The following is a 12,606-nucleotide window of genomic DNA, read 5'->3' as shown; positions in this document are numbered from 1 at the left end:
AATTAAACTTAAAGTTAGATTTATAAAAATAACAATAGGCTGTATAAAAAGTTATAAAATTCGTCATTCTTGATAATGTCACACTGAGCTTGTCGAAGTGTTATTTTAGAATCTTATCATACTGGTTGCCAATTATTATGAGAACCTGAATCAAGTTCAGGTTGACGGAACTTCTACTTTTTAGATAACCTCTTTTTTATCTCTCAACTTTTATTTTAAATTAGCACTGTGAGTAATTCTAAAACTTCAGATATTTTTAACTACGAATTTGATTGGTATCAACCAAAAAACAATTCTTGTAAAAAAGAATTAAAAGAAATTTGTTGTGAAAAATACCTAAAGAAAAAAGAAAAACACTGCAAAAAATGCCCAGAAAAGCATTGTTAAAACTATATTTTAATACTTTTGCTACTCTTTATATTATTATAATAAATGCCAACTCAGTTAAAAAGTATATTGCGTAAGTTTTTAATTTGGAAGTATAAATATATTTCCGAAAGGCAATTTATCTATATTTTAAGTATTCTTGTTGGTTTATTAGCAGGTCTTGGAACAGTTGCTTTAAAAAATATTACACACCTTATTAAGGAATTATTAGAGGGGAAATTTATAAAAGAAATCCACAATACTCTCTATTTTATATTCCCAATTATTGGGCTGTTTATTGTGCATTTATTAGTCAAATACGTTGTAAAAAGAAAAATAAATCACGGAATTCCTTCAACCTTATTTTCTATATCAAAGCAAAATGGGATTATTGAACGTTATAAAATGTACGCTTCACTAATAACCGCTCCAATAACTGTTGGTTTTGGAGGTTCAGTTGGTTTACAAGGCCCAGCTGTGAGTACTGGAGCTGCTTTAGGTTCAAACCTAGCGCAATTCTTCCACATGAATACCAAAACACGAATGTTGTTAATTGGTTGTGCATCTGCAGGAGCAATGGCTTCTATGTTTAAAGCGCCAATTGCTGCTATTATTTTTGCCATTGAAATTTTTAGTTTAGATATTGCGTTTACATCATTGGTTCCTTTATTATTAGCTTCAGTTTCAGCAGTAGTTACTTCTTACTTTTTTCAAGGAACCGATGTTTTATTTAGTTTCGATTTACAAGATGAATTTCAAATAAACGACCTGTTTTTTTATGTGGTCTTAGGAATTGGTACAGGGTTAGCTTCCGTATATTTTTCTAAAATTTATTTTTCAATTCTTAAATTCTTTAACAAGTTCACTAGCCCAATTAAGAAGTTAATAATTGGAGGTTTAGCAATAGGTGTTATGCTATATTTTATACCGCCATTATTTGGTGAAGGGTATGGTTTGATAAATAATCTATTACACGGAGATCATAAAGCTGCTATTGGAAATGTTCCTTTTCTTGAAAATTTACCTGAAAACATTTGGGTAATTATTGGCTTATTGATTGGTATTACAATTTTTAAAGCAATTGCAATGACGGTTACTTTTGCTGCTGGTGGTGTTGGAGGTGTATTTATACCAACATTGGTAATGGGAAGTGTTTTAGGTAATGTTTTCGCTAAAATTATTAATAACATTGGCTTAGGATTTCATGTTTCTGAATCTAACTTTACGCTGATTGGAATGACTGGTTTAATGGCTGGAGTTTTACACGCGCCGTTAACCGCTATCTTTTTAATTGCTGAAATTACCGGAGGCTATGAGTTATTTGTTCCTTTAATGTTAGTTTCAGCCATTTCATTTGCAATTACTCGTTATTTTGTTTCAAACTCAATTTACACACTTGAATTAGCAAAAAGAGGTGAACTAATTACACATAATAAGGATAAAAATGTGTTAATGATGTTAAACCTTGATAAGATAATTGAAACAAACTTTATTTCATTAAAACCTGGAATGACTTTGGGTGAAATTGTAAATAATGCAGTAGCAAAATCTGATAGAAACCATTTCCCTGTGGTGAATGATAACAATGAATTTTTAGGAATTCTAACATTGAATGACATTAGAAGTATCATGTTTGACAAAAACTTATACGAAACTGTAAAGGTTAGTAGTTTAATGCATAGCGCTTCAGATATTATTTATTATGAAAAAGATTCTGCCGAGGAAATTTTAAATAAATTTAAAAGTTGCGGCGCTTGGAATTTAGTAGTTATAAAAAATGGCAAATATTTTGGATTTATTTCAAAATCAAGATTATTAACTGCCTACAGAAGAAAATTAATTGACGTTACTGCTTAGTTTTTGTTTACAAAATTGACCGCTTTATCTGGGAAATCTGTAAAAACACCATCAATGTTTGCTTCATATAAGGCTACGCTTAGTAAATCTTCAAAAGTTTTAAAAGGCCCAAGTTGATCGGCTCTAAACGTATAGGCGTGTACTTTTAAATTAAGTTTATGTGCATTAGAAACCAAGTCTGAAATTAACCATTTTCCATTTTCATCCTTTCCTTTAATAATTTGTTGAATCCAAGGGCCAATCCCATCTGCGTATGTTGCGAATTCTTCTAATCTTAACTCTTCTTCTTCAAACTCAATAAGTTGAACTAAAAATAATTCACTTTCAAGTTCAGTTCTAATTCGTTTCAATTCATGAGCGTCAAAACATTGTAAAATACAGTTATCATCTTTGGTTTTATAACCATAATTTGTTAATACTTCCAATACAATTTTTGAAATATCTTTTCCTTCTTCTAAATGAAAAGCAGGCGCTTTTATTTCAGGATAAATCCCAATATTTTTCCCTGTGCTTTTATTCAATCCTTGAATTAATTCTATTTCTTCTTGTAAAGAATGTAATTTAAACATTGATTTATTTAAAGGGAAACGAGTTGGATATACAGCTTTATCAGTCTTAGGGATAAACCGTTCTGAAACATTTAACTGTTTTAATTCTTCAAATGTAAAATCAATCACATAAAAACGGCCATCTTCTCTATTTCTGTCAGGAAATTTTTTAGCAACGTCTGTCACTGTTTCTAAATGAATATCATGAATTACAACTGCTACATTATCTTTACTTAATACAATATCTTGTTCAATAAAATGAACATTCATTGCATACGCCATTGCCTTTGCCGGTAACGTATGTTCAGGCAAATATCCCGAAGCACCACGATGTGCAATTACACTTTTTTCACTCCTGTTTTGCTTAACTGTTGTATTTACTTCTTTAGTATTACAACCTATAAAACATAAAACTAAAATTACTGCTAAATATTTGGACATATTATAAGTTTAAAACGGTTTAAATATATTACTTTTTGTAGTTTTACAACCATAATTACAAACATCTATTTATGAAATTTGTGTTAAGTACTATTTTAATTTTGGTTATTGGTTTACTAACTTATGGCTTTTATATTAAATCTAATGGCGATACCAATGGTGAAATTATTATTGGAATTTGTGTGTTAGTAGTTGCATTTATATTAATGCCTTTATTTATTTTTCACAGGTATAAAGATAAAAATGTGAGTGAATTTAGATTAGATAAATGGTTTGAAAAATTGAAAGAAAACGAAAAAGAGAACAAAAAAAATAACTAATTTTTTCTTAATTCAAATTTCGTTTTTCAATAAAAAACTTTTTTAAAAGCGTAGCGCATTCTTCTTTTAAAACCCCAGCAACAACTGTTGTTTTTGGATGTAATGTTGTGTTTAAGTTTATAAATCCCCTTTTTTCTTCAGAAGCACCATATACAATTTTACCAATTTGAGTCCAATAACTAGCACCAGCGCACATTTGGCAAGGTTCTAAAGTTACATACAACGTACATTCTTTTAAATATTTTCCACCTAAAAAATCTGCTGCGGCAGTAAAAGCTTGCATTTCAGCATGAGCAGTTACATCGTTCAATGTTTCAGTTAAATTATGAGCACGAGCAATAATTTGATTATTCATTACAATAACTGCTCCAACTGGTACTTCATTTTTATCAAATGCAAGTTGAGCTTCTTGCAAAGCACGTTTCATAAAATAAGTATCATCAAAAGGTTTCATCATAGTTCAAAAGTAATTTTTTTTATTTCAACGTACAATTTAATAGTGTAGTTTTGTATTGCATGAACCGAGTAATACAAATTTTGACACCTATAAAAATGAGGAATAGCGAACACCATCTGTTACCTCTAAAAAATAAAGTTCGAACAGATGAAAACTAATTTGTTAGCACATATTAATAATCCTACAGATTTACGTAAACTTTCTAAAAATCAACTGCCAAAAGTTGCAAAAGAACTGCGTGATTTTATTATTGATATTGTTGCAGTAAAAGAAGGCCATTTAGGTGCTAGTTTAGGTGTTGTGGAATTAACAATTGCACTACATTATGTATTTGACACACCAAATGATTTGTTAATTTGGGACGTTGGTCACCAAGCATACGGGCATAAAATTTTAACTGAAAGGCGAGATAAATTTCATACAAATAGACAATTGGGCGGAATTGCAGGTTTTCCAAATAGAAAAGAAAGTGTGTATGATGCTTTTGGTACTGGACATTCATCTACATCAATTTCAGCGGCTTTAGGAATGGCCATTGCTTCAAAAATTAAAGGTGATTTTGATAAACATCATATTGCAGTAATTGGAGATGCTTCTATTGCAAGCGGAATGGCTTTTGAAGGTTTGAATCACGCAGGTGTTACTGATGCTAATTTGTTAATTATTTTGAATGACAATACGATGGGAATTGACCCAAGTGTAGGCGCATTAAAAAATTATTTTACAAATGTAAAAGCAGGAAAAAAAGTTAGAAAAAACAACATAATTGAAGCTTTGAACTTTAATTATTCTGGTCCAATTGATGGTCATAATATTAATGAAGTTATTATAGAATTAAAACGGTTAAAATCTATTAAAGGGCCTAAATTTTTACATATAATTACTACAAAAGGTAAAGGTTTAGAAAAAGCTGAACAAGATCAAGTAACATACCATGCGCCTGGGAAATTTGATAAAATAACAGGTGAAAGAATTACAAAAAATACAAGTTTTCAGCCTCCAAAATTTCAAGATGTATTTGGTGAAACTATTGTTGAACTGGCTAAAAAAAATGATAAAATAGTTGGAATTACACCAGCTATGCCAACAGGAAGTTCCTTAAAATTAATGCTTGAGGAATTGCCTAACAGAGCTTTTGATGTGGGAATTGCAGAGCAGCACGCAGTAACTTTAGCTGCTGGAATGGCTACGCAAGGTTTAATCCCTTTTTGCACTATTTATTCTACTTTTTTACAACGTTCTTATGATCAAATTATTCACGACGTAGCATTGCAAAATTTATCCGTTATTTTTTGTATTGATAGAGCTGGAATTGTTGGTGAAGATGGTGCAACGCATCACGGAGTTTTTGATATTGCTTATTTACGTTGTATTCCTAATTTAGTGATTTTTGCACCACTAAACGAGTTTGAATTACGTAACATAATGTACACTGCTCAATTAGGAGTTGATTTTCCATTAGCAATTCGTTACCCAAGAGGAAGGGGAACAAGTATTGATTGGAAGCAGGCGTTTTCTACCATTAAAATAGGTAAAGGGGAGTGTGTTTCTGAAGGAAATGAAATTGCAATTTTAACTATAGGAACTATTGGAAATACCATTATTGAACTTCAAAAAGAATTGCCTTTAAACAAATTTGCGCACTACAATATGCGTTTTGTAAAACCTTTAGACAGGGAATTATTGCATACAGTTTTTAAAAATTTTAACACAATTATTACAATAGAAGATGGTACTATTGTAGGAGGTTTTGGAAGTGCTATTTTAGAGTTTGCTTCAAATAATAATTACAAAAAAAACAACATTAAAAATTTAGGAATTCCTGACACTTTCATTGAACATGGCACAACGGAAGAATTATTTGATTCTATTCAACTCTCTAAAGAAAAATTAAAAGATTTTTTAATAAAAGTTTTATAATTATACGATTCTTCTTTTCTTTACCGTTTATTTTATTTCAACATTAATTTTTTTATAAAAATGAAGTTTCATTTATTCATTATTTTTTCACTTTTTAGTATCGTAATTTCAAAAGCGACAGTAGTAAACGATTCTTTAGCCGTACAGCAAGATTCTTTAAGTCATTGGAAAAATAGCAATACAATTAAATTAATCTTCACCCAAAATTCATTTGTAAATTGGAATGCAGGAGGTAATAATTCAATGTCAGGAATATTAAAAATTCATTTGATACGGAATTATAAAAACAATCATTTATCATGGTCTAATGAAATAAAAAGCAATTATGGCTTGAATAAAGAAGCAGAAAGAGAATTAAGAAAAACAGAAGATTTATTAGAAATAAATTCAACTTTTGGTTATAGAGAAAATACAGCGTCTAATTGGTATTATTCAGCAAAATTCAACTTTAAAACTCAATTTACAAACGGTTATAAATACCCAAATACAGAAAAACCGATTTCAAAATTCTTTTCACCTGCATATCTTTTTTTAGGAATAGGATCTGAATATTCCTCCAAAAAAAATAATTTAAAAGTGTATATTTCACCAGTAACTAATAAAACAACATTTGTTTACAATCAAAGTCTTGCAAATGAAGGTGCTTTTGGTGTATCACCTGCTGTTTATGATGAATTAGATGTTTTAATTTTAGAAGGAAAGAATACTAAAATGGAGTTTGGAACATTGCTTACTAGCGAATGGAAAGCAACTGTTATGGAAAATATAAAAATGCAAAATAAATTAAGTTTATACTCTGATTATTTACACGATTACGGAAACATAGATGTAAACTGGGAGTTAAGTTTTGATTTAACAATTAATAAATATGTAACTGCAAATGTTGGTTCTCAACTACTTTTTGATGATGATGTAAACCATAAAGAAGATATTAATAATGATGGAGAATTAGATATTTTAGGACCTAAAATTCAATTAAAACAACTTTTAGGAGTTGGTTTTTCCTATGTTTTTTAATTGATAATTATTTTTTTACTTCCTTGAGATCTATCAGAAGTTAAACGTAAAATGTAAATTCCTGAAGTTAAATTATTGGCTTCTACAAACTCAATATTTCCAAAATTAAAATCTAACATTTTATTAAAAACTCTTTGGCCAGTAATTGTGTAAATTTCAAGAATTGTTTCGCCTAAATTGGTTTTTGAAGAAATTGAAAAATTACCGTTTGAAACTGTTGGGTAAATTGAAACTCCAGCTTCTTTTAAAAAATCTCTACGCACAGCCAATGTTTCATCAATTGAAAAAATAATGGATTGGTCAGCAATAAAGCCGTTAGTTGCATTTGTTATATCTACTTTAAACGAATCGGTTGCTGTAATAGCGCTTGTATTCACAAATTTAATGTTCCCTAAATTAATATCATCTTGAGTAAAAGTTTCTCCAATTGCAAGAGCAACATCACTAAGTCTAATTTCATTGCCTGCATCAGGTAATTCAGTTACCATATAAATTTCATCAGAAGGTACACCTCCGCTAGAAGATTCAACATCAGTTTGTTGTAAAATGTACGTGCTATTTGTTGCAACAGTAATTGGGTTATTGGTGAAAGTAGAACTAGTTATTGCTTCATTTTGACAAATTTCTAGAGACCAACTGTTTATATCTCCAGTATCTTGCCATTCACTATCAATAATTTTTAGATTCCATTCTCCATTAGAAAGTATACCATTAAATCCGGATAAAGGGTTTGCTGGTACTATTGTACCTATTGAGATGGTACCATCTCCTCCGCAAGTTATACTTGCACTTGCATCATCATCATAAGTCACATTTAAACCATCTTCATTATTACATAAATTATTAAATAACATTATCTCAGCCGCACCAGAAGCAGGAGGAGGAACTATTGAAATTGTTAAATCTGACAACCAAGTATGTGTAATATTTACAGATATATTTATATCACTTACAGTAAAGCTTGAAGGGATAGTTATTGGTGATAACCTTGGAGATCCAGGGTTAATTGGGTTTGCATCAGGGATTGAATATGTAGTTGAATTAGTAGCACTTGTACAGTTATTTTGCGTGAGTGTTTGAAATTTTTGAATAACTGAATAACCTCCAATATTACAATCGTTTTTCCCCCTTACTCTCCAATAATATATGGTTCCATTATTTAATAGTGTACTACTTGTATAAGAATTAGTAGTTAAGTTAGTTGCAGTTTCAATAATGGTATTAAAACCAGCATCTGATGAAATATCAATATCATATAAAGTTGCGTTAGTATCTTCAATCCATGTGAAATTTATGTCGTTTAAAGCTATTCCAGTAGCCAAATTATTGGGTAAAGAAGTTGTTAATGTTCCAAAATTAGCATCCACTACTTTTAATATAACAACAGTAGAAAATACTTCATTTCCAGTACCAATAACTGTTATAGTATATTCACCCAAAGCAACAGATCCTATATCACTAACAGTCATTGTAAATGTGCCATCAGTAGCTAATGAGGTAGGACTAAAAGTAATGGTTGATCCGGATGGTTCACCAGAAGTTGTAAAGTTTGTTGTAATATTATATGATTCTGTAGTAATAAAATCAAAAGTAAAAACAGCATTATCAGGTTTACAAGTTGCAACTGTACTATTTTGTGCTGAAAAAGAAAAGTCTGTAGCACTAAATTTTCCTGTAAAAACACCTCTACCATGTGTTGTAGCTAAAATACTATTATCGGCTGTTCGTAAATCTAAATCAACTACTTTAACATCTCGCATACCATTATTAGATTGTATCCAATTTGGAGCAGCATCGTTAAAATTATTGGTAGCCCAAATTCCTAATTCGGTTCCTATTATTACTTCATTGGCAACCAAAGGGTTTTGTAATATACATTTGACTGGCATATCAGGTAAATCTCCTTCTTTATTACTCCAATTTGCTCCTCCATCTGAAGAGTACCAAACACTTGTTACACCATAATTGTGAAATGTTACAAAAATATCGTTTTCTGTTGCTCCAAATTCTATAGAAGAAAGACTTCCTACAAATGAACCTCCAGAAATTTCAGACCAAGATGCTGTTGCATTTGCATTGGTTAATTTTAGCAGTTTGCCATTATCTGTGCCAACTAATAATGTAGTGCTAGCAGTTGTAAAAGGTGAAACTTTAAAGGCTGAAGGATTTCCATCTAATAAAGCGTTACTTAACTGTACTTTTGTAGCAATACTTGTTCCTAATGTATATCTATTAATTTTACCTGAACCATTAGAATACATAATGTTTTGATTATGATCTAAACTTGCAGGATTTATAAAATCTCCTTCATCGGTAGCATTTTCTATATAGTATCCGTTTCCTGTATAAGGTAAATTAAAATAAACATGAGTATTATAAACATACGAAACAACCATATAGTCTCCATCTTTATCAATTGTACTGTAGGCTCCGTCTCCACCAAAAACCTCTATGGTTGCATTTGCTCCGGCAGCAGCTCCGTTTATAAATTGAGATCCGTTGTCTTGTGCGCCAGCAATAATTAATTCATTTGAAACATCTTGACCATAACCACCATAATAAAATTGGGTAACATTATAATCAGTATTCATGACTGTAAAAACATCAGTAGTTTCTGCATTTAATAAATCATTAGCATAATAAACACCTCCATCACCACCAATAACAGCTTGGTTATTATCATCTGGTCTAAAAGTAAATGCATGTTGATCTGCATGTACTATTGAACAAGATAATCCGTCTAAACCTGGATTTGTTGACCATCTAGATATTTGTTTCCATTCGCTGGTTAAATTTGTATTTTCACCTTGGTCTGTTCTAAATAAATCAATTCCACCCACATATACTATATCATCATCTGTTGGGTCAACTTCAATTACTAAATCATAAAAAGCTTGTCCACGTGTAAAATCCGCTGCAGAGATACCATTATCAGCATCATCTGGTTTGGCTAATTCGGTTGTATTAGTAAATCCGTTTGTCGTTACAAAAATATGAGGGTCTGTACCATCTCCTTCAGTTAATGCATATATTTTAGAAGCATTTGATGAAGAAACGGCTAATTCAACTCTATTTGAAGTTGTTAGTGGTGAAACTGCTGCTTCTGTCCAAGTAGCACCATCAGAAGAACTAAACACTCTACCTCCTCCGCCACCTCCAATACCTGGAGTTGAAATAGTTCCCATCCACAATGTGTTATTAGCTGAAATTTCAAAATCATTAGGGATATAGTAAAAATCAAATCCACTCCAAGTAAAAAGCATATTTGATGATTCAATTCTGTTCCAATTTAATCCGTTATCAATTGTTTTATATAATCCAGCCGTTTGTAATCCTAAAATATTATTTGGGTTTGCCGCATCACCATAATAATGCCCTCCAACACCTACAAATATTTCTGTAGTACCTGCATTGTCCCAAGCAATAATATCATTTATATAATAAATACCTGATAAATAATCTGATGTAGAACTAGATAAATCTCCAACTCCCGCCAATTCTACAGGAACATTCACCCAATCAGCACCACCATTTGTAGTTTTGTAAACACCGTTACCAACTGCAGCGCCAAAAGTATATTGCTCACCCGTTCCAATATACCAAATATTTGAATTATTTGGATCTACGGTAATACATGAAATATTCATATTTCCAGGTACTCCTGAAACTTGTGTCCAAGTAGACGCGGCATTTGTAATATCTGGGTTTACCCATAACCCTCCGCTTACACCACCGGCAAAAACACGTTTATTAGTATTATCATTTGGATCAAATAAAACAACTCTAGTTCTACCACCAACATTATTTGGGCCTCTATCTATCCAAGCATTATTGTCAGCGTCTCCGGGGTTTCTTGCTGCAACTGTGTTGTCGTTTAATTTTTTTTGAAGCGCGAATATTTTATTTGGTTCTGGTTTTCCAGTAGCGGGATTCATAGTTAATTCCCACTCTCGTTCGTAATATTTATTTGGAGGTAATTGTATGGCTTTTCTTTGAGGTTTTGAGAGTTTTAATGTGTTTTTAAATGGACTATTTTCTAAAAATTTAGCGTGTTGAACCCTAAGTTTAGATATAGAATCGCTTGTTTCTTCAATGTTATTATTAATTAAATTATATTTTAAATTAACAACAAATAGAGAAACTACAATTAATAAAAAGAGTATTTTTTTCTTCATTGATATATTAATTAAACCGAAAAAAATGAGGGGGAAATTTTTTAAATGCCTTTTAGTTTTTTATAAAGTTGTAATGCAAATCCGTCTGATAAACTTGCAATATAACCACATATAGTTAAAATTCTAAAATATAGAGTTTCTTTGGGTGATTGTAAACTCTCGGGTAGTAAAGATATAATTAATTTATCGTAATTTGTTAATGAGCCTTCAAATTTATTGTTTGAAGCTGTTAAAAACACCTCTAATAATTTGGTAATTATGGAGTATCCAGTAAGCTCTTTTTCAACTACTTCTCTACTTTTATATATTTTTTCGACACTTAATTTTATGATGTCATTTATTTGTGCTTCGTACTTGCATTTTTCTAAAAGTGAGTACGGATATTCCCCATTTAAAATAGCGGTTTCGTTTTCTGAAAAAACAGCAACTGCTTCATTTATTAAAGTTCCAATTGCTAATGCGCGGAGATAACTTAATCGGTCTTTTTTAAATTTTAAGTTGTGATATTTTTCAGAATCAATAGTGTCTTTTACTAATTTTATTAGATATTCTAACGCAAATTCTTCTTCAATTAAACCTAAGTTTATACCGTCTTCAAAATCTATAATTGTATAACAAATATCATCAGCAGCTTCAACTAAATAAGCTAACGGATGTCTTTTATAAGCAATATTACCATTATTTCCTGAAGAAATTAATCCTAATTCTTTAGCAACATCATTAAAAAAAGGAATTTCAGATTGAAAAATTCCAAATTTTTTATCTGCTATTTGGTTTGTAGGTTTTTTAGGTAACGATTCTTTTGGGTACTTAATAAAAGCACCTAAAGTTGAGTAAGATAACCGTAAACCACCTTTAACACCTTCTTTATGTTCGGTTAAAATTTTAAACCCGTTTGCGTTTCCTTCAAAATCAATTAAATCTTGCCATTGTTTAGGTGTAAGTTGCTCTTTATATTTTTGCCCATTTCCGTTTTTAAAATACTCTCCAATAGCTTTTTCTCCATTATGTCCAAAGGGTGGATTTCCAATATCATGCGCTAAAGCTGCAGTAGCAACAATAGCTCCAAAATCGTTCATTTTATAACCTTCTTCGCTTAAATTTGGATATTTTTTTAGTACTTGTTCACCAACAATTCTACCTAAAGAACGTGCAACAACACTTACTTCTAAACTATGTGTTAAACGTGTGTGAACAAAATCGGTTTTTGAAAGTGGTACAACTTGTGTTTTATCTTGTAAACTTCTAAACGAATCAGAAAAAATAATACGATCATAATCTACTTCAAAACCTAATCTGGTTTCATCTTGATTTTTACGTAACCTTTTTTGTGTATCACCAAACCTTTTTAAAGATAATAACTGACTCCAATTCATTATTAATATTTTTGTGCAATATACTTAATTCTTTAGATTTATTGATAAGATAAAAACCACAGAACTTAACATTAAGATTATATAACAATAAAACACACGTAACATTTAATTAACATAAGCGCTGTTTAT

9 protein-coding genes are annotated in these 12,606 nt (G+C 30.6%); 5 read left to right on the top strand and 4 right to left on the bottom strand.

Annotated elements, in window-relative coordinates; translation table 11 throughout:
• Nucleotides 1-228 precede the first annotated feature (228 nt).
• Entirely contained in the window at nt 229-387 is a 159-nt protein-coding gene (locus GQ540_RS09845; protein ID WP_291800534.1) for a hypothetical protein, read from the top strand.
• A gap of 45 nt (nt 388-432) precedes the next feature.
• Entirely contained in the window at nt 433-2,223 is a 1,791-nt protein-coding gene (locus GQ540_RS09840) for a chloride channel protein (protein ID WP_291800532.1), read from the top strand.
• On the opposite strand, the gene glpQ is transcribed toward GQ540_RS09840, so the two are convergent.
• Entirely contained in the window at nt 2,220-3,212 is a 993-nt protein-coding gene (gene glpQ, locus GQ540_RS09835; protein WP_291800530.1) for a glycerophosphodiester phosphodiesterase, read from the bottom strand. The genes GQ540_RS09840 and glpQ overlap by 4 nt on opposite strands.
• A 71-nt stretch (nt 3,213-3,283) precedes the next feature.
• On the opposite strand from glpQ, the gene GQ540_RS09830 reads away from it, so the two are divergent.
• Complete coding sequence (locus tag GQ540_RS09830) at nt 3,284-3,532, top strand: hypothetical protein (RefSeq protein WP_291800528.1); 249 nt, start codon at nt 3,284-3,286, stop codon at nt 3,530-3,532.
• A 7-nt stretch (nt 3,533-3,539) separates the two neighbouring features.
• Here GQ540_RS09830 and GQ540_RS09825 read toward each other — a convergent pair whose 3' ends face one another.
• Complete coding sequence (locus GQ540_RS09825; protein ID WP_291800526.1) at nt 3,540-3,989, bottom strand: nucleoside deaminase; 450 nt, start codon at nt 3,987-3,989, stop codon at nt 3,540-3,542.
• Between the two features lie 147 nt (nt 3,990-4,136).
• Here GQ540_RS09825 and dxs point away from each other — a divergent pair, with 147 nt between their 5' ends.
• Together dxs and GQ540_RS09815 are read left to right on the top strand one after the other, a co-directional pair.
• Nucleotides 4,137-5,909, top strand: a complete 1,773-nt coding sequence (gene dxs, locus GQ540_RS09820; protein ID WP_291800523.1) for a 1-deoxy-D-xylulose-5-phosphate synthase — start codon at nt 4,137-4,139, stop codon at nt 5,907-5,909.
• 60 nt (nt 5,910-5,969) lie between these two features.
• Nucleotides 5,970-6,926, top strand: coding sequence for a DUF3078 domain-containing protein (locus GQ540_RS09815; protein ID WP_291800521.1), 957 nt, complete (start codon nt 5,970-5,972; stop codon nt 6,924-6,926).
• Here GQ540_RS09815 and GQ540_RS09810 read toward each other — a convergent pair.
• Together GQ540_RS09810 and GQ540_RS09805 are read right to left on the bottom strand one after the other, a co-directional pair.
• Nucleotides 6,923-11,101, bottom strand: coding sequence for a proprotein convertase P-domain-containing protein (locus GQ540_RS09810; RefSeq protein WP_291800520.1), 4,179 nt, complete (start codon nt 11,099-11,101; stop codon nt 6,923-6,925). The genes GQ540_RS09815 and GQ540_RS09810 overlap by 4 nt on opposite strands.
• A gap of 41 nt (nt 11,102-11,142) precedes the next feature.
• On the bottom strand, nt 11,143-12,477 hold the full coding sequence (locus tag GQ540_RS09805; RefSeq protein WP_291800519.1) for a deoxyguanosinetriphosphate triphosphohydrolase: 1,335 nt from the start codon (nt 12,475-12,477) through the stop codon (nt 11,143-11,145).
• Nucleotides 12,478-12,606: the final 129 nt, after the last annotated feature.

This window comes from Lutibacter sp. (assembly GCF_013139515.1).
Taxonomy (GTDB): Bacteria; Bacteroidota; Bacteroidia; order Flavobacteriales; family Flavobacteriaceae; genus Lutibacter.
Note: the sequence above shows the minus strand (reverse complement) of the source record. Positions and strands in the feature narration are given on the sequence as shown.

What these genes read in the sequence shown, in the direction of transcription:
- GQ540_RS09840 (WP_291800532.1), top strand. Translation starts at nt 433, where the DNA reads ATGCCAACTCAGTTAAAAAGTATATTGCGTAAGTTTTTAATTTGGAAG.
- glpQ (WP_291800530.1), bottom strand. Translation starts at nt 3,212, where the DNA reads ATGTCCAAATATTTAGCAGTAATTTTAGTTTTATGTTTTATAGGTTGT.
- GQ540_RS09830 (WP_291800528.1), top strand. Translation starts at nt 3,284, where the DNA reads ATGAAATTTGTGTTAAGTACTATTTTAATTTTGGTTATTGGTTTACTA.
- GQ540_RS09825 (WP_291800526.1), bottom strand. Translation starts at nt 3,989, where the DNA reads ATGATGAAACCTTTTGATGATACTTATTTTATGAAACGTGCTTTGCAA.
- dxs (WP_291800523.1), top strand. Translation starts at nt 4,137, where the DNA reads ATGAAAACTAATTTGTTAGCACATATTAATAATCCTACAGATTTACGT.
- GQ540_RS09815 (WP_291800521.1), top strand. Translation starts at nt 5,970, where the DNA reads ATGAAGTTTCATTTATTCATTATTTTTTCACTTTTTAGTATCGTAATT.
- GQ540_RS09810 (WP_291800520.1), bottom strand. Translation starts at nt 11,101, where the DNA reads ATGAAGAAAAAAATACTCTTTTTATTAATTGTAGTTTCTCTATTTGTT.
- GQ540_RS09805 (WP_291800519.1), bottom strand. Translation starts at nt 12,477, where the DNA reads ATGAATTGGAGTCAGTTATTATCTTTAAAAAGGTTTGGTGATACACAA.